The sequence below is a fragment of the Ideonella sp. sgz306126 genome, from assembly GCF_056032705.1.
In genome coordinates this window covers 820,542-836,910 of sequence record NZ_JBVYWP010000001.1, presented here as the reverse complement: position 1 = coordinate 836,910, position 16,369 = coordinate 820,542, and the positions used below count along the sequence as shown (strand labels likewise).

24 protein-coding genes are annotated in these 16,369 nt (G+C 70.1%); 5 read left to right on the top strand and 19 right to left on the bottom strand.

Annotated elements, in window-relative coordinates; translation table 11 throughout:
• Positions 1-47: 47 nt before the first annotated feature.
• From AC0N04_RS03905 to AC0N04_RS03885, 5 genes are read left to right on the top strand one after another with little or no spacing between them, the layout of a single operon-like run.
• The gene (locus AC0N04_RS03905; protein ID WP_474278811.1) at positions 48-650 is read left to right on the top strand and encodes a hypothetical protein; all 603 of its coding nucleotides are present in this window, start codon (positions 48-50) and stop codon (positions 648-650) included.
• Between the two features lie 9 nt (positions 651-659).
• Positions 660-1,505: an NAD(+)--dinitrogen-reductase ADP-D-ribosyltransferase gene (locus AC0N04_RS03900; protein ID WP_474278809.1), complete on the top strand. Its 846-nt coding sequence runs from the start codon at positions 660-662 to the stop codon at positions 1,503-1,505.
• A 40-nt stretch (positions 1,506-1,545) separates the two neighbouring features.
• The gene (gene draG, locus AC0N04_RS03895; protein WP_474278807.1) at positions 1,546-2,514 is read left to right on the top strand and encodes an ADP-ribosyl-[dinitrogen reductase] hydrolase; all 969 of its coding nucleotides are present in this window, start codon (positions 1,546-1,548) and stop codon (positions 2,512-2,514) included.
• Positions 2,511-2,957, top strand: coding sequence for a thioredoxin domain-containing protein (locus tag AC0N04_RS03890; protein WP_474278805.1), 447 nt, complete (start codon positions 2,511-2,513; stop codon positions 2,955-2,957). The genes draG and AC0N04_RS03890 overlap by 4 nt, the downstream gene beginning before the upstream one ends.
• A complete protein-coding gene (locus tag AC0N04_RS03885; RefSeq protein ID WP_474278803.1) occupies positions 2,944-3,192 on the top strand; it encodes an FmdB family zinc ribbon protein in 249 nt (82 codons plus the stop codon). The genes AC0N04_RS03890 and AC0N04_RS03885 overlap by 14 nt, the downstream gene beginning before the upstream one ends.
• Before the next feature lie 236 nt (positions 3,193-3,428).
• Here AC0N04_RS03885 and AC0N04_RS03880 read toward each other — a convergent pair whose 3' ends face one another.
• From AC0N04_RS03880 to AC0N04_RS03790, 19 genes are all read right to left on the bottom strand, one after another.
• Positions 3,429-3,782 carry a hypothetical protein gene (locus tag AC0N04_RS03880; RefSeq protein WP_474278800.1) on the bottom strand — a complete coding sequence of 118 codons (354 nt, stop codon included), beginning with the start codon at positions 3,780-3,782 and terminating at the stop codon, positions 3,429-3,431.
• A gap of 34 nt (positions 3,783-3,816) precedes the next feature.
• Positions 3,817-4,176: a hypothetical protein gene (locus tag AC0N04_RS03875; protein WP_474278798.1), complete on the bottom strand. Its 360-nt coding sequence runs from the start codon at positions 4,174-4,176 to the stop codon at positions 3,817-3,819.
• A 13-nt stretch (positions 4,177-4,189) separates the two neighbouring features.
• The gene (locus AC0N04_RS03870; protein WP_474278796.1) at positions 4,190-4,495 is read right to left on the bottom strand and encodes a 2Fe-2S iron-sulfur cluster-binding protein; all 306 of its coding nucleotides are present in this window, start codon (positions 4,493-4,495) and stop codon (positions 4,190-4,192) included.
• A gap of 33 nt (positions 4,496-4,528) precedes the next feature.
• The gene (locus AC0N04_RS03865) at positions 4,529-5,404 is read right to left on the bottom strand and encodes an SIR2 family NAD-dependent protein deacylase (protein ID WP_474278794.1); all 876 of its coding nucleotides are present in this window, start codon (positions 5,402-5,404) and stop codon (positions 4,529-4,531) included.
• Positions 5,405-5,421: 17 nt separating this feature from the next.
• Positions 5,422-6,570 (bottom strand): DegT/DnrJ/EryC1/StrS family aminotransferase, encoded by a 1,149-nt coding sequence (locus AC0N04_RS03860; RefSeq protein ID WP_474279064.1) that lies wholly within the window; start codon positions 6,568-6,570, stop codon positions 5,422-5,424.
• A 202-nt stretch (positions 6,571-6,772) separates the two neighbouring features.
• Positions 6,773-7,051: a hypothetical protein gene (locus tag AC0N04_RS03855; protein WP_474278792.1), complete on the bottom strand. Its 279-nt coding sequence runs from the start codon at positions 7,049-7,051 to the stop codon at positions 6,773-6,775.
• On the bottom strand, positions 7,048-7,263 hold the full coding sequence (gene nifT, locus AC0N04_RS03850; RefSeq protein WP_474278790.1) for a putative nitrogen fixation protein NifT: 216 nt from the start codon (positions 7,261-7,263) through the stop codon (positions 7,048-7,050). The genes AC0N04_RS03855 and nifT overlap by 4 nt, the downstream gene beginning before the upstream one ends.
• 28 nt (positions 7,264-7,291) lie before the next feature.
• Positions 7,292-8,449 carry a cysteine desulfurase family protein gene (locus tag AC0N04_RS03845; RefSeq protein WP_474279062.1) on the bottom strand — a complete coding sequence of 386 codons (1,158 nt, stop codon included), beginning with the start codon at positions 8,447-8,449 and terminating at the stop codon, positions 7,292-7,294.
• Positions 8,450-8,460: 11 nt separating this feature from the next.
• Positions 8,461-8,850 (bottom strand): DUF3024 domain-containing protein, encoded by a 390-nt coding sequence (locus AC0N04_RS03840; RefSeq protein ID WP_474278788.1) that lies wholly within the window; start codon positions 8,848-8,850, stop codon positions 8,461-8,463.
• Positions 8,847-9,125 (bottom strand): nitrogen fixation protein NifZ, encoded by a 279-nt coding sequence (locus AC0N04_RS03835; protein WP_474278786.1) that lies wholly within the window; start codon positions 9,123-9,125, stop codon positions 8,847-8,849. Before AC0N04_RS03835 ends, AC0N04_RS03840 begins: the two co-directional genes overlap by 4 nt.
• 17 nt (positions 9,126-9,142) lie before the next feature.
• Positions 9,143-9,478: a nitrogen fixation protein NifZ gene (locus tag AC0N04_RS03830; protein ID WP_474278784.1), complete on the bottom strand. Its 336-nt coding sequence runs from the start codon at positions 9,476-9,478 to the stop codon at positions 9,143-9,145.
• Positions 9,471-10,301, bottom strand: a complete 831-nt coding sequence (locus AC0N04_RS03825; protein WP_474278782.1) for a 4Fe4S-binding leucine-rich repeat protein — start codon at positions 10,299-10,301, stop codon at positions 9,471-9,473. Before AC0N04_RS03825 ends, AC0N04_RS03830 begins: the two co-directional genes overlap by 8 nt.
• 16 nt (positions 10,302-10,317) lie before the next feature.
• Positions 10,318-10,872: a hypothetical protein gene (locus AC0N04_RS03820; RefSeq protein ID WP_474278780.1), complete on the bottom strand. Its 555-nt coding sequence runs from the start codon at positions 10,870-10,872 to the stop codon at positions 10,318-10,320.
• A gap of 11 nt (positions 10,873-10,883) precedes the next feature.
• Complete coding sequence (locus tag AC0N04_RS03815) at positions 10,884-11,264, bottom strand: HesB/IscA family protein (RefSeq protein WP_474278778.1); 381 nt, start codon at positions 11,262-11,264, stop codon at positions 10,884-10,886.
• Positions 11,265-11,324: 60 nt separating this feature from the next.
• Positions 11,325-11,519, bottom strand: a complete 195-nt coding sequence (locus AC0N04_RS03810; RefSeq protein ID WP_474278776.1) for a 4Fe-4S binding protein — start codon at positions 11,517-11,519, stop codon at positions 11,325-11,327.
• 31 nt (positions 11,520-11,550) lie between these two features.
• The gene (gene nifB, locus AC0N04_RS03805; RefSeq protein ID WP_474278774.1) at positions 11,551-13,131 is read right to left on the bottom strand and encodes a nitrogenase cofactor biosynthesis protein NifB; all 1,581 of its coding nucleotides are present in this window, start codon (positions 13,129-13,131) and stop codon (positions 11,551-11,553) included.
• Positions 13,132-13,516: 385 nt separating this feature from the next.
• Positions 13,517-15,250 carry a nif-specific transcriptional activator NifA gene (nifA, locus tag AC0N04_RS03800; RefSeq protein ID WP_474278772.1) on the bottom strand — a complete coding sequence of 578 codons (1,734 nt, stop codon included), beginning with the start codon at positions 15,248-15,250 and terminating at the stop codon, positions 13,517-13,519.
• 232 nt (positions 15,251-15,482) lie between these two features.
• Positions 15,483-15,806, bottom strand: coding sequence for a (2Fe-2S) ferredoxin domain-containing protein (locus tag AC0N04_RS03795; protein WP_474278770.1), 324 nt, complete (start codon positions 15,804-15,806; stop codon positions 15,483-15,485).
• Between the two features lie 44 nt (positions 15,807-15,850).
• A complete protein-coding gene (locus tag AC0N04_RS03790) occupies positions 15,851-16,306 on the bottom strand; it encodes a ferritin-like domain-containing protein (RefSeq protein ID WP_474278768.1) in 456 nt (151 codons plus the stop codon).
• Between the last annotated feature and the right edge of the window lie 63 nt (positions 16,307-16,369).

The window sequence follows — 16,369 nt, the reverse complement described above, 5'->3', positions numbered from 1 at the left end:
CATGCGCCAAGCCCTGACCCTCTCACCTCACCCAACCGGAGCACTCCATGACCGCCACCTCTCCCACCTTTGCCGACAGCGCCTTCGCCCGCTTGGACGCCGAGGGACGGCTCTTCAACAGCGTGCTCAAGGGCCCGACCAGGAAGCTCGGTCGCTTCGGCTTTCGGGGTGACCTGGCCCTGAAGTTCCAGGCCAAGATGGCCGATGAGGCCCGCCCGCCCGAGATCGCCGCCGAGCAGATCATTGCCGCGGCCAACGCGGGCGAGGCGCACATCGCCTTCATGGCCGGCTTCCTGCTGAGCTTCGAGTACCTGCACCTGGTGGCCGAAGCGCTGGGCGACCTGCTCTCTCCGACCGGCAAGTACATCTTCTATGTCGACAACATCGACATCTCCAAGAAATACATCTGCGAGTACGGTGGCGCCACCTTCACCATCCTGCCGATCGACGAGGCCACGGTCTACAACGAGGTGCTGGAGCTGCTGTACCTGGAAAAGACCGAGCTGAAGAAGCTCGACACCGCCGGCAAGACCGACGCCATCGCCGACAAGGCGGCCGGCTTCAGCGCCAGCTACCCCAAGATCAGCTTCGAGGAGGGCCTGAAGCTGATGGGCCCGGTGCGCAACCCTTACGAGAACCGCCCCGTCTGATCGGCATCGATGAGCGATGCGCCCGACCAGCCCCCGCACTGGTACAGCACCAACCTGGTGGGTGTGCCCGCTCCGGTGCTGGCCAGCGCCGAGTTCAATGCCCACCCGGTGGCGCTGCACATCGCTGGCACGCGAGAGGCCCAGCCGGGCCTGTTCGCACTGCTGGAGCGCAGCGCTGACCTGAACGAGGCGCGCGAGATGTTCGTGCACTACCTGTCCATCGCCTTCGGGCTGCGCCCGCCAGGCGCCGACGAATTGGCCACACTGGGCCAGGCCGAACAGCGGCGCTGGCGCAGCAGCTGGCGCAAGCTGCTGCAGGGCTGGGGCATGGACGCCAACGGCGCGGCGGGCGCAGTGCTGAAGGGCTGGGTGGAAAGCCGCTTCGGCATGGTGCCGCTGTTCCACAAGGCGCCGCTGGGGCGCTTTCCCTCGCCAGCCTGGGTCGGTTACCTCGGAGAAAAGACCGCCAGTCGCTTCCACAACAACTGCATCCACCAGCAACTCGACCTGGTGTACGAGTTCTGCCAATGGGCACAGCAGCGCCACACGCTGCCCACCGTGGGCGAGCACAGCGCCACCCACGTGCAGCTCTGGCGCGGCAGCACGCGCTGCGAAGAGCAGCTGACTGGCGGCCAGCTGCGCGAGCGCCGCTGCCGCATGCGCTTCAACAGCATCGCGTCGTTCAGCCTCTCGCGCGCCGAGGCCGGCTGCTTCGGCGATTGGATCTTTGCCGTGCAGGTTCCGCGCAGCAAGTTGCTGCTGCTGCCCGGTCTGCTGCCCGGCCAGGTGTTGCAGGGAGAGCAGGAGGTGCTGGCCCTGGGTGGTGAGTACGAGGTGGAGGCTGCCTATGTCTGAGCAGAGCCGCCGGTTCGACCGCGCAGCGGCGGACATAGGGGTGCTCTCTGACCGCACCGAGGCGGACATGTGCGCGCTCTTCGACCGCGCGCTGGGCGCCTACCTGGGTCTGGCCATCGGCGACGCGCTGGGCGCCACGGTGGAGTTCATGCGCCCGCGCGAGATCCAGGCCCAGTACGGCGTGCACCGCGAGATGCAGGGCGGCGGCTGGCTCAAGCTGGCGCGCGGCCAGGTCACCGACGACACCACCATGAGCCTGGCCCTGGGCGAAGCCCTGCTGCAAGGCGGGCAGGCCGCACTGCGCCGTCATGCCGAAGGTGAGGACGGTCTGGTGCGCACCATGGGCGACGCCCTGGTGCGCTGGTGGCGTGGCAAGCCGGTGGACTGCGGCAACACCTGCCGCCGCGGCATCCTGCGCTACATGACCGAAGGCACGCTGGCTGCGCCGCCGAACGAAGGCGACGCCGGCAACGGCGCCGCCATGCGAAACCTTCCCGTGGTGCTGGCCACGCTGAACGACGAGGCCGCCTTCGAGCGCCTCGCCATCGCCCAGGCCCGGCTGACGCACCATCACCCGCTCTCGGACGCGGCCACGCTGGGCCTGGGCCAGCTCACGCGGCTGCTGCTGCGCGGGGCTAGCTACGGCCAAAGCCTGCACTGGGTGTTGGGCTGGGTGCAGCAGCACCGGGCCTTTGTCTACACGCCGTACCGTGGCCGGGCCACCGCCTACGTGGTGGACACGGTGCAGACCGTGTTGCACCACTACACCCGGTACGACGACTTCGAGGCGGTGCTGGTGGCCACCGTGAACCAAGGCGACGACGCCGACACCACCGGCGCGCTGGTGGGCATGTTGGCCGGCGCGCGCTGCGGTGCGCACTCATTGCCCCTGCGCTGGCTGAGTCGCCTGCAGCCGGCCACGGTGCGCGCGATCACCGAACAGACCGCTGCCTTGCTGACCCTTTCGGCCAGCGTCAACCCGGCCGCATCCCGGCTGCCCGAACCATGAGCCACATCGTCTTCTACGAGAAGCCGGGCTGCGCAGGCAACGCCCGCCAGCGCGCTGCTTTGCTGGCTGCCGGACACAGGCTGGAGGTACGCAGCTTGCTGGCCGAACCCTGGACGGCCGAGGGCCTGCTCGCCTACCTGGCGCCCCTGCCGGTGGACCAGTGGTTCAACCGCGCCGCACCGCGCGTGAAGGGCGGCGAGGTGCAGCCTGAGCACCTGGGCCCCGACCATGCGCTGATGTTGCTGCTCGGCGATCCGCTGCTGATCCGTCGCCCGTTGATGCATCGCACCGAAGACGGCAGCCGACACGTGGGCTTTGACACCGCAGCGGTGGCCGCCTGGGTCGGCCTGGCTCTGGCCGCCACCGCCCGCACCAGCCTGGAAGGCTGCGCCTCGTCCACCGAACACTGCCCCACACCGGGAGACCTTCATGCCGCTGTTTGACTTCCACTGTCCCCAATGCCAGCTCGACTTCGAGCAACTCGTGCGGGCCAGCAACCCGGCTACCTGCCCGCGATGCGGCAGCACCACGGTGGAAAAGACCGTCTCCCGCATCGCCCCGGCCGGCAAGATCGAATCCATTCGCCTCTCCAACCGCCGGGCGGCCGACGCGCAAGGCCATTTCAACCACTACACGCCCGGCGAACGGGCGCGGCTGCTCAAGGGCAAGCGGGTCTGAGGGCTGGCGCCCCCCGGCTGCCGCCACGCAGGCCTTCACGTCGTGCGAGGCATGGCCCCGGCAGGCCAGCCAGAGGCGGTTCGCCCTCGCACTGCGGGACCACGTTGTCCGCAAAGGTGTCGAAGGCCTGGCGAGTCAGCGCCGGCACCAGGGCGGGCGTGGCGGTGTCGGCCTGGTGCAGGTGGCCGAAGAAAGCGGCTGCGCCGCGCCAGGCAGGGGCACGGGTGTCCATGGGCTCAGGGCTTGAAGGCAAACAGCTCGGGCCGGGCCTGGCGGTAGACCCGCAGCCACAGCAGCGTGGCTGGCACCAACGACTCCACGGCGAACCAAAGGGCGTCATCGCAGTCGGCACCGGCCCGGCCCAGTGCCGTGCCCGTGGCCGTCCACCCGGTCCAGTCGATCTCGGGCAGCGCTGCGCGCACCTCGTCCGACAGTGCGCCCAGCGTGCCGGCCATCAGGGCCAGCTGGCGCTGCGCTTCTCCGCGCGTCAGGCGCGAACGCAGCAGTTCGGGCTCGTCCAGTCCCTCGGTGAGGACGAGCACGCCCTCACCGCAGTGGCGCACGAGGTCCAGCATGGCGGCTTCGATCATGGGCACGGGTCGGGGGGCATCGAAGCCGGCATACTCAGTAGGCGATGTCGAACCACTCGGGCTCGCGCGCCCGCAGGCCATCCAGCAGAACGAGCGTGGCGGGCAGCAGCCCGGTCAGGCCGTACCAGACGATGTCGCGACGCGGCTCGATCCGCTGCCGCAGGGCGCTGTGCAGGGCGGCCCAGCCCACCCAGTCCACCTGAACCAGGCGCAGCATCACCACCGGCGGCATGTGCTCCAGCGTGCGGGCCACGTGCAGCAGGTGGTCCTCCACGGCGGCTTGGGAGTTGGCGCTGGCGAAGAATTCGTCGGCGCCGCCTTGCAGCTCGGCGATCAGTCGCAAGGCGCTGTCGCCATGGGTGTGGACGATGTCGAACAGGGCGCGGGCGTACATGCCGTGCCTGGGCTCAGCCGCTCAGCGCGCCCAGCAGTTCCACGGTCACCGGCTCGGTACCCAGGATGGTCATCTGGCAAGCCAGGCGCGACTTGCTGCCCACGCCGACGATGGTGTCGAGCTTGGCGTTTTCTTCGGGCGTCATCTTCGAGATGCCCTTGCGGCCACCGGTGAGGAAAATGTGGCAGCCGCCACAGCTGGCCTTGCCGCCACACTTGGTGACAAGGGCCTGGCCGGCGTCGAGGACGGCGCGCAGCAGGTTGGTGCCGGCGGCCACCTCCACGGTGACGTTGGCGGGCAGGATGGTGAGCATGGTCATGGTGAGGCTCTCGGTGAGGGAAGGGGAAGGGCTTCAGGCGACCGCGGGCTGGCCGACCGTGAGCCGGGCGGCCACGTCGGCCAGCGGCAGCTGGATCTGGGTGATGCCCTGCTCTTCGAAGAAGCGGGCTTCCATGCGGGTGGGGGCTTCGCTCATCACGGCGTAGTGCGGGCCGCTCGATCGCTTCATGATCTGGCGCGCAAAGCTGCGCGGCAGCTGGTCGTTGAAGCGGCAGCCCAGGAACACGAAGCCCAGCGACGTGCGGCGCTCCTGCACGATGGCGGGGATGGGTGTCTGGATGTCGATCTCGGTCAGCACTTCCACGTAGTCGGAGTCCGACACCAGGTAGTTGCCGGCCGGCGCGTGGCCACCCCAAGGCTTGTAGAGCACGGTGGCGGGCGCAGGCGTGTCGGCCAGCGGCGCGCCGTCGGGTGCGTACCAGCCCGTCCAGCTGCCGAAGTGTTCGCTTTGCGACAGGCCCTGCACTTCGGCCCATGACATGGCGCTCCCTGTCGCTTCTCGCCCTGCGCCGCGTGCATCCAGCAGCGCGGTGCGCATCGTGTCGTCGTACCAGCTGGCGACGATGAGCGGCGCGGGCAGCGTGGCAATCCAGCGGTGCAAGGCCGAGGGCTCGGCCTGCGCGATGAAGGCCGCGTTCATGCCCGCCACGAGCGTCTTGCGGTGCTTGAAGTTCTCGATGAACTGCGCCGCTTGCGTGAGCCGGTGCTTGATCTTGCCCGGCACGCTGTTCTTGGCGGTGAGCAGGCCGGCCAGGGCCTGCGGGTCGGCGGGTACGGCGTGCGGCGGGCACAGCGCCAGCAGTTCGGGGCCCAGGTAGGGCGCCAGCGTGCCGGCCAGCAGGCCCTCGGTCAGGGCGTCTGGCAGGTGGTCGAGCGTGGTGTGACTCATGGTCTTCCTTGCCTGTCTCAGTAGATGGCGGCGCCGGCGCCGACGTTGGTGGCGGCGTCCTTGAGCGTGCCCACCAGGAAGCGGATCTCGTCCTCACGCAGGCCGGCGTGGAAGGGCAGGGCCAGAGCGCGGTCGCCGATGCGCTCGGCCAGTGGCAGCTGACCGCGTCGCCAACCCCGCTGCTGGTAGTGGAACTGCTGGTGAAGCGGCTTGCAGTAGGGTGCCGTCTCGATGAAGTTCGCCGCCATGTCCTCGACGATCTGCTTGCGCGCGCTGGCGGTGAAGCGTGTGCCCAGGTGCACCAGCCAGACCATGAAGTGCACCTCGTCCACGTCCTGCCCGATGTAGGGCGGCTTGATGCCTTCGAAGCTGCTCATCTCGGCCAGGTAGATCGCCTCGATCTCCTTGCGCCGGGCCAGCAGCTCGTCGACCCGGGCGAGCTGGCCCACACCCATGGCCGCGCTGAGCTCGCTGATACCGGCCTGCAACGGCACGCGCGCACCCACCGAGATGGCGTTGCGGTCCTTCACCGAACGTTGGCGCAGGTAGCGCAGCTCGATCGCCAGGCGATCGTCGTCGGTCACCACCATGGCGCCATCGCCGCAGGCCAGGGCGCTGGGCTGCGAGAAATCGAAAATGGACAGGTCGCCGAAGCTTCCCACCAGGCGGCCCTGGTAGCGCGAGCCGATGGCCTCGGTGGAATCTTCGATCAGCGCGATGCCGCGCGCGGCGGCCAGCGCGCGCAGCGGCGCCCAGGCTGCCGGGTGGCCATTCACGTTGCCTGCCAGGATGGCCTTGGTGGCGGGCGTGACCTTGGCTGCGGCGCGCACCGGGTCCAGGCAGCCCGTCCAGTAGTTGATGTCGCTGAAAACCAGCGTGGCACCCGCCAGCGTCACCGCCTGGGCCACCTGATGCCAGCCGTGCGGCGAGGCGATCACCTCGTCGCCCGGGCGGATGCCCAGTGCGCGCAGCGCCAACCAGGTGGCGAGTGTGCCGCTCGCCACCGAGACCGCGTGCGCGCGGCCCAGGTAGCGGGCGAACGAAGCCTCGAAGCGCGCCACCATGGGGCCGTAGGTGAGGCGCGAGCCGCTCATCGCCGTTTGCACCAGCTGCAGCTCCAGGCCCGACAGGTCGGGGTCGGAGAGGGCGATCCAGTCGTCGCTCAGCAGCGCGTCGTGCTCGGGCCGCTCGTCGGCCACCAGGCCGTCGGGGCCGATCGCATCATCGGCGTGGCTGCCTTCGGCCGCGCCGCCGGGGACGGGCTTGCTCCCCGCCTGCGTGGCCGCGCCGGACGAGACGGGGGCGACGGCCTCCTCCGTCGTTCCCGCCAAGGCGGCAGACCAGTCCGGATCTGCGGCGCTCATCGCATCACTCCTTGTCGGCCAGGTACAGGCCGGCCACGGTGCCCAGGTCGGCCGTCACCCGCCAGCAGTGCCCGTCGCTGGCAGCCCCCCAAACCATGCGTCTGGCGCCCATGGCGGCCGGTGCGTCGTCGCGCATGTCGAACGCATCCACCACCACCACCTTCAGCGGCGCGTAGCGTTTGCGCAGCAGCAGCGCGGCTTCGCGCACGCTGCTGGCGCTGTCGGCCAGCGCGATCGCTTCATCCAACGAGGCCGCCAGCGGCGCGGTGGCGGTGTTGCTCATACCTCCCCCGAGATGCGGCGCGCTTCCACCGTGATCGGCAGCGTGGTGCCCTCGGGCATCTCGGGCAGGGCCATGACCCAGTCGTTGCCCAGCGTGACCTTGCCACCCCACAACCCCGGCCTCTCCTGCGCGACGATGGGCTCTTCCAGGTCCTTTTTCGGCACGTACAGCGAGAGGATGCCGGCGTGCGATCGGCGGATCATGACTTTCATCGGGGCTCCAAGGGTGAAACTGGCGGACTCAGGCGGTGACAGCGTGGCGCTCGGCCTGCAGCAGGGGCAACACGGCGCGGCGAACGGCATTCAGCGCCTGGGCGATGTCGCCGGCCGTGGTCTCGCGGCCCAGCGACAGGCGCACGGCGGCCTTGGCCTGCTCGGCGCTGGCGCCCATGGCCAGCAACACGTGCGAGGGCTGGGTGCCGCCGGCACTGCAGGCTGCGCCGCTGCTGGCGACCACGCCGGCGCGCTCCAGCCTGCCCAGCACCTGCTCGGCGTCCAGCAGGCCAAAGCGCAGGCACACGGTGTTGGGCAGGCGCGGGGCGTCGGCGGCCACCAGCACCACGGCCGGATGCAGGGCACGCAAGCCGTCTTCCAGCTGCTGGCGCAGGGCCCGCATGCGGACGAGGTCGTCGCCCAGCGTGGCGGCGGTGCTGTCGGCCGCCGCCGCAAAGCCCGCGATGCCGGGCAGGTTCTCGGTGCCGCCGCGGCGGCCGCGCTCTTGCCGGCCGGCTTGCGCCTCAGGCCAGGCCAGGCCCTTCCTCAGCGCCAGCGCACCCACCCCCTTGGGGCCCTGCAGCTTGTGCGCCGAGAGCGACCACAGGTCAGCGCCGCTGGCGTCAAAGCGCAGCGCGTGCTTGCCCGCCAGCTGCGTGGCGTCCACATGGAAGGGCACGCCGTGTCCGCGGGCCAGCGCGGCCAGCTCGGCCAGCGGCATCAGCACGCCGGTCTCGTTGTTGGCACCCATCACGCTGAGCAGGGCCACGTCCGAACCGATCAGGCGGCGGGCTGCGGCCAGGTCCAGCTGGCCGTCGGCGCGTACCGGGATCAGGTCCACCGGCGTGCCTTCGGCATGCAACCGGCGGGCCAGCGCCAGCAGGCCCGGGTGTTCCACGGCCGACAGCACCAGTCGCGTGCGACCCAACGTCCGGCCGCGCGCCAGTGCGCCCAGCACGGCGATGTGGTTGGCCTCGGTCGCGCCGCTGGTGAACACCAGCTCGGCCGGCAGGCAACCGATGAAAGCCGAGACCCGCGCTCGCGCGTCCGCCAGCAGCCGGCGCGCGGTCTGACCGGGGCCATGCACCGACGAAGGGTTGGCCCACACGCGGGTCAGCGCGTCCAGCATTTCCTGCACCACCTGCGGCGCGGGCCGGGTCGTCGCGTTGTGATCCAGATAGATCATGTCGTCCACGCTCATTGCCAGTACTCCCGCAGCGGGTCGGCCACTAGGCGCGCCAGCGCGGCGGCCAGCGTGGGCGCGCGCAGCGTGAGCACCCAGCAGCCCCGGGCGTGGTCGCGCGCGTGCAGCAGCCAGCCGCCGGGCAGGCCGGCGGCCGGGGTCTGCGTGGGCACCAGCCAAGCGATGTCGATCTCGCCGCCCTCGGGGCTGATGTTGCGGGAGCAGTTGGGGCTCACCACCTTCCAGCCCAGGCCTTCGCGCAGCACGCGGGGGTGCACGTACTTGTAGCGGCCGCGGGCCTCCAGGGCGACTTCGATGCGCACGCGGTCCAGCACGTACACATGGCTGCCCACCCATTGGCCGCTGCCCGGGCTGCCGGCATCGGGGCGCCGGGTGGTGTTCATCGGCGACCCGCGGCCCCGGTGGCGGTGTGCAGACCCGGCGTGGCCAGCGCGATCTCTTCTTCCAGGCAGCCCAGCACCCGACCGTCGAACTCGACCAGGTAGACGGGCACGTTGGCCTCGGTGTGGTGGCCGATCTGCACGATCTCGCCCAGGCCCCCGGCGGGCACCAGCAGGGCGCCTTCCTCGGCATCGGGGTAGCTGCCGTCGTTGTGCAGGTCGGTCGCGGCGCGCACGCGCTGGCCCCATTCGTAGCGGGCGGTGCGGGGTTCCATCATGGGTGTTCCTCCGGGCTTCAGCGCATCAGCTGCAGGGTGCGGGCGCGCTCGCCCAGTCGGGCCAGCACCTCGTCGGGCAGCTTGTCCAGCGTGCACAGCTCCTTGGCGCGCATGCCCACCTGGTGGCCGCTGTCCACGAATTCCACCGCGTAGATGTAGAACTGCTGCAGGAAGGTGCCGATGGAGCGCACGTAGCCGATGTCGCCGCGGTTCACCAGCACGTCGCCGATGTCCTTGCCGTTGTAGGTCCCGTCGTTGCGCACCACGCTGCGACTGACCACGCGCTCGCCCATCTCGAAGCGGGGCGGCAGCGCGATCTCGATGGCGTCGTCGTCGCGGGCGATGTCAGCCATGGCGGAGTACCTCGTGCAAGAGCGGCGGGGCGGTCGCCAGCCGCTGATCGGCCAAGGCGCGCACCTCGGGGTCGGGGTCGCGCGCGAGGGTGCGCAGCAGGGCTGCCTGGGAGGCCGGGTCGGCGCGGCCGGCCACCTGCCAGCGCACGCCCCAGTCCGTGTCGGCGGCCAACGGGCCAAGCATTGGCACGGGGGCTCGCTCGGCCACCAGGCGTCGCACCCTGGGCGAGTCGTCGTGCGCCAGGCGCCACAGGCCGGGCATGTCCAGCCGTTCGGCCACCACGCAGCGCACCTGCTCGTCGGGGTCGGCGGCCAGCAGCGGCAGCAAGGCCAGCGGCAGGCGCTGGGCCACGGTGGCGCGCACTTGGTAGTCGGTGTCGTGCAGCAGGCGGCTGAGCTGATCGACGTCCAGGCGCTGGGCCACGCGGATGCGCACCTCGCGGTGCGGGTCGTCGCACAACGTGGTCAGCAGGCGCGGTGGCAGCCGCAGCGCCACCTGCATGCGCACGGTTTCGTCGGGGTCGTTGCGCATCCCGTTCAGGTGGAACAGATCCGCATGGCGCGCGGCGATGGCGCGCACCTCGAAGTACGGGTGTGTCAGGTGCTGCATCGCCAGCTCGGGGTGCTGGTGGAAGAAGCGATCGATGCGGCGCGCGTAGGCGTCCTGCATGCAGCTGTGGCCGGGCTCGCAGCCGAGCTGGGCGCGCGCGTGCTGGTGCAGGCAAGCCGCGCAACTCACCGGCTGGCCCAGCCAGTTGACGACGGGAATGTCGCCGCTGGGCGCGCGCACCTGCACCGGGGCCTGGGGAGGGGCGGCGGGCATGGCGGGTCGGCTCTTCTCAGGCCGGGGCCAATCGGGCCCAGGCCGCGGCGCCAAACACATCCGGCGAGGCGCTGGCGTCGTCGTCGGGCTCGCCCACCAGCGCACGCTGGCGCACCGCCTCGATCAGCGCACCGCCCACGGCGTCGTCCGGGTCCAGGTGGCGCAGCAAGGCCAGCGCATCGCGGGCCTCGGTGTCGTCGTCCAGCCGCAGGCTGAGGTAGGCATAGCCCTTGAGCGTGAAGAGGTAGAAGCGCACCGCCGCGTCTTCCTTGGCGCCGGCCAGGGGCTGGCGCGGCACCTCGCGCCAGAGGGCGGGCAGGCCCAGCGCGCGCGCGCCGATGTGCAGGGCCCGCCGGGCCACGTCGCGCGCCGGCCCCATGCGGTGGCCGTAGAAGTGGTGGCGGTACAGGGCGATGAGCACGGCCGGGTGTTCGGGGGCCAGCATCTGCGCCCGCACCAGCGCGGCCATGGCTCGGGGTTCGTCGCCGCGCTGCTCACCGGCCTCGCGCAGGGCGGCCTCGGCCAGGGCGGGCAGCCCCAGGCCCAGCACCGCATCGTCGAATTCGACCATGCCCACCGCTCTCAGTGCCGCTTGAGCGAGGCCAGCGACACCATGGCTTCGGCGGGCCTGGCCACGTCGCCCGAGCTGCTGCAGGCGCAGGGCCCGGCCGACGGGTTGAAGAAGGTCAGACCCGACTGCGTCGGGCTTTCGGCGAAGTCCACCGTGACGCCGTCGAGCACCAGACGGCTCTCTGCCGGCAGGAACACCCGCACGTCGCCCACCGCGAGCTCGGCGTCGCCGGCCAGCGGGGCCGCCTGCACGGTGAACTCCGAGCTGTAGCCCGAGCAGCCGCCGGGCGTGACGCTGAGGCGAAAACCCCCGGCGGGGTGCTCGGAGAAGCGCACCATGCGGCGCATGAACCTGGCCGCAGCCGGGGTGACGGTGACGTTGGGAAGAATCATTGGATACTCGCTTCGACGGTTATCAACGCGGGGCGCGGCCGACGCCGGGGGCCCCTGTCCTCAGGCCTTCTTGATGCAGCCGTCCACCGGACACACGGCCACGCACTGCGGCGAGTCGAACTGGCCCACGCACTCGGTGCACTTGTTGGGGTCGATGATGTAAGTGCCGCCCTTCTCGCGGATGGCCACGTTGGGGCACTCAGGCTCGCAGGCGGAGCAGCCTGTGCAGGTGGAGGCGATGATCTTCAGGGCCATGGTGTTCTCCTGGTCTGGGTGGGGATGACGTTCAGGCGGCTTCGGCAGCGCCGATGAGCGCGCCCTGGCGGATCGCGGCGTCGCCGCGCGGCACGTGGCGCAGCTCACCGTTGGCGATGCGCTGGCGGTAGTCGGCGAACCAGCGCAGCGCGGCCTTCTCGATGTACTCGTGGGCGTACTCTTCCACCGGTTCGATGCCGGCGGCCTTGAGCTCGTCACGCGGGCAGGCGCCGATCTTGGCCACCAGCACCGCGTGACAGTCGTTGATGGCCTTGACGATGGAGGGCAACTGCTCGTCCTCGCCGTAGCCGCCCTGGCAGTAGAGGTCCACGCGGCGGTGACCCACGAACATGGCCTGGTCCTTCGAGACCTGGAAGATCTGGAACTCGGTGGCGTGGCCGAAGTGCTGGTTGACCTTGCCATGGCCCTCGGTGGCCACCGCCAGCAGCACGCTCATGTCGGGGTCGATGTGGTCGAGGTCGAGCTGGGCGGCCAGCGCATCCACCTTGGCCTGGTGCTGCGACTGGCGCTCCAGCTCCACGGCGGCCTGGTAGGCCTGACGCTTGCCCAGGTCGTACACCACCTCGCCCATGGCGTCGATCTTGTCGAGGGTGAATTCGTCGCTGCGGTCTTCGCCCAGCAGGCCCACCGCGTCGGCGCGGCATTGCCGGCAATGCCGCATCAGGTTCGCGCCGCCCATGCAGGCGTCCTGCACGGCCTTGAGCTCCTGCGCCGTGGGGCCGCGCTGGCCGGTCAGGCCGAAGACGGTGCCGTGCTCGGCTTCCGAGATCAGCGGCATGATGTTGTGCAGGAAGGCGCCGCGCTTCTTGACCTCGCGGTTCACCTCGATCAGGTGCTGGTCGTTGACGCCGGGGATCAGCACCGAGTTGATCTTGGTGAGCACGCCGCGCGCGGTCAGCATCTCCAGGCCCAGCATCTGGCGCTGGTGCAGGATGCGGGCGGCTTCCACGCCGGTGATGCGGCGATGGTCCCAGTAGATCCAGGGGTAGATCTTGGCGCCGATCTCCGGGTCCACCATGTTGATGGTGATCGTGACGTGGTCGATGTTGTGCTTGCAGATCTCGTCCACCAGGTCGGGCAGGGCCAGGCCGTTGGTGGACAGGCACAGCTTGATGTCCGGCGCCTTCTCGCTCAGCGCGCGCATGGTGTCGAAGGTCTTCTTCGGGTTGGCCAGCGCGTCGCCCGGGCCGGCGATGCCCAGCACGGTCATCTGCGGGATCTCGCTCGCCACGGCCAGCACCTTCTTCACCGCCTGGTCGGGCGTGAGCTTCTGGCTCACGACGCCGGGGCGCGATTCATTGCTGCAGTCGTACTTGCGATTGCAGTAGTTGCACTGGATGTTGCAGGCCGGGGCCACGGCCACGTGCATGCGGGCGAAGTGGTGGTGGGCCTCTTCCGAATAGCAGGGGTGGTTCTTGACCTTGTCCCAGATCTCGGCGGGCATGTCGCCCTGGCCGTCGGACGAGCCGCAACTTGCCTTGCCCTCGCCTCCGGTGGTGCCGCAACCCCCGCTGGAAGGGGCGACTTCACTGACCGCCTGTCGACCCTTCTTCAGATCGGCGATGGAAACGAATGTGGCCTGGCCTGACATGGAGCACCTCGCATGGTGACGAATGCAAGCCCCATTGCGAGACCCGTGCCAGCGTGAATTCCCTTGTGAATCAACAACTTGCTGTGTAGGGTCAGCGCAGTCGCGCTGTGCCGGTCACGACAAAAGCGACAAGCCCGGGCGCAGACGCCGCGGCTGGCGCGTCAGCGGTGGGCCGTCGCGGCGACGGGCGAGCGCCGCTGCTCGTCGTGCAAGCGCAGCAGCACATCTGAAAATGCCCTGCGCAGGCGCAGGCAACGTCGTCCACGAGCGCGCCAAGGCCAGAAAGCTGGGTGCGATGCCATGCGGTACCTCCAGAGCTGTCGTCGAGGCCCCGGCCCGTCTTGCCGGGGGGCGTCGGTGCGTGGGGTTCGCGGCCTTGTCTCGGTCAGAGCTTGCGCACCTCGATATGGTGCTTCTGCAGCGCATAGCCCAGCTGCCTCGGAGTCACCCGCAGCAGCCGCGCGGCCTTGGCCTGCACCCAGCCGCATTGCTCCATGGCCCACACCAGGCGGTCGCGCTCGCCCTCGGGTGGCTCGGGGCCGAACTGGCGCGGGGGCACGGCCGAGGCGTCGCTCAGTCGCGCGGTGGGGCCGATGCGCAGCACCTCGTCGCCATCGCTGTCATCGTCGTGATCGTGCCCCGAAGGCACGGGTGCCGGGGCCTCGTGGTGCGAGCGGCCCGCGAAGTGGATGGTGCTGCCGGTGGCTGCGGCCACCGCGTCTTCCTTGTCGATGTGGTGCAGCGTCTGCGTGAGGCAGCGGTTGCTCTTGCATGGGAAAGCCAGGTCGCCGATCTGATCGCCCGCCACCATGGTGGCGGTGCGCTCGATGCAGTTCTGCAGCTCGCGCACATTGCCCGGCCAGTAGCAGTTGCTCAGCACCGCCATGGCCTCGGGCGTCACCTTCAGGGCCTTGCGGTTTTCCTTGTTGTAGCGGTCGAGGAAGTGGGCCACCAGCGGCGGTATGTCGTCGCGGCGCTCGCGCAGCGGCGGCAGGAAGATGCTGACCACGTTGATGCGGTAGTACAGGTCGGCCCGGTACTCGCCGCGCTGCACCATGCGTTCCAGGTCCCGGTTGGTGGCGCAGATCAGACGCACGTCCACCTTCACCGGGCGGCTTCCGCCCACGCGTTCGAATTCGCGCTCCTGCAGCACGCGCAGCAGCTTGGCCTGGAAGGCGGGCGAGATGTCGCCCACCTCGTCGAGGAACAGGGTGCCGCCGCTGGCCAGCTCGAAGCGGCCCTTGCGGTCGCCCACCGCGCCGGTGAAAGCGCCTTTCTCGTGGCCGAACAACTCGGATTCGAGCAGCGACTCCGTGAGCGCCGCGCAGTTCACCTTGATGAAGGGCGCGTCCTTGCGCGGCGAGAGGTAGTGCACCGCCCGGGCGATCTCCTCCTTGCCGGTGCCGCTCTCGCCGCGCAGCAGCACGGTCGAGCGCGACGGCGCGGCCTGATGCACCTCGGCGAACACGCGCTGCATCTGGCGCGACTGGCCCACCACGTTGTCCAGGGCGTAGCGGCGGCGGGCCGGCTCGCGCGTCAACGCCTTGCGCAGCCGCGTGGCTTCGAGCTGCAGGCGTTGGTGCTCCTCGCTCACCGCATGGTGCAAGGTGACCTGCTGGGCCAGCAGCGTGGCGATCATGGTCAGCACGCGCTGGTCGTCGGACAAACGCGCGACGCCTTCCACCTCGCGCTGGGCGGCCAGCACGCCCACGGTGTGCTGGTCGGCGCGCAGCGGCACCACGATGAAGGCCAGCCGTCGCCCCTTCTGCGGACCGAAGGCGCCGGTGCGGTCGATGAACTCGTCGCTCTGCTCGACGTTGGTCAGCACCACCGGCAGGCCGGTGCCGTACACATGCCCGATCACGCCCTCGCCGTCGTGCCAGCGGCCACGTTCGACCTCGGCCTGGCTCAGGCCCACGGCCGAGTGCACCTTGAGCATGCTGTCTTCGGTGTCGGGCAGCACGATCATGGCGCGCGCCAGGCCGATCTGGGCCGACAAGGTGTTCAGCGCGGCGCGGAAGGTGCGGTGGATGTCGAGTGAATCACCCAGGATTCGACACACCTCGTAAACGGTACTGAGCTCCAGGCTGGAGCGCTCCTGTGCGATGCGGCTGATCACGGTGCACCTCCTGGGGCGGGTTGGGAGCGCGGCCGGTGCGTCGGGCCTTGAGCTGGTGCATGGACGGCACCGACCCGGGTGGTGTCGGGGCTGGGGCAGGGTTGTCCCGAGTCCATCAGCAAAAAACGCGCCGGTGCCGGGGCACCCGGCTGCGGAGGACCGCAGCCACCGTCGGCGCGAGGGCGCAGACCGCTCGGGAGCAGCCCGGCGCTGGCCTGCGTGCGCCTCGCCGTCACCACACCGTCGCAGGCGCTTTCAGCCGCTCCACCACGACGCCCTGGTCCAGGTGCTGGTCGAAGATCTCGGGCACGTCGGCCGCGGTCACCCCCTGGTACAGCACGGCCTCGGGGTACACCACCATGTTCACGCCACCCGCGCAGGGGCCCAGGCAGCCCGAGTAGGTGATGGCCACCCTGTCGTAGGCATTGCGCTTTTGCTGCTCGGCCCACAAGGCCTGCAGAACCGGGCCCGAGCCCAGGGCCTGGCAACTGCCACGCGGGTGGCCCGGCGGCCGCTGCTGGTTGCACACGAACACATGACGGGCAGGGTGGGGCATGTCGGCACTCCAGCAAGGTTGAGAAAACGGGGGGCGCGAAGAACTCAGGCGCGCGTGGCGACCAGCAGTTTTTGCAGCTCGGCCAGGTGCCCGGCTTCCTCGTTGGCGAACTCGGTGGCCAGGGCCTTCAGCTCAGCGTCGGTGCTGGTGGCGGCCACCGCGGCGTAATAGGCGTGGCCGCGCTGCTCGCTGGCCATGGCCAGCTGCAAGGCCCCCTGGGCATCCATGAAGGCGTCGGCGCCAGCCCAATCGGCCACCTCGGGCGCGACGCCGTCGGGCCAGCTGAAGTCCTCGCGCGACAGCACCGGCAGCTCGCGAAAGCCGCCGCGCTTCATCGCGTCGGCCAGATGCAGGCGCGAGAAATGCGCCATGCGGTTGAAGAAGGTCTTCAGCTCGGCATGGCCGTCGGTGCCCATGGCGGCCGACAGCTCTTCGTAGCGCCTGGCGGCCTCGCGTTCCAGCTGGATCGCATGGGCCAGGAACAGTTCGACGTTGTTCATCAGCGTACTTTCAGCGGTGTGCCCACGGGCTCGCCGAGCGCGCCCGGTTCGGCAGGCACGCGC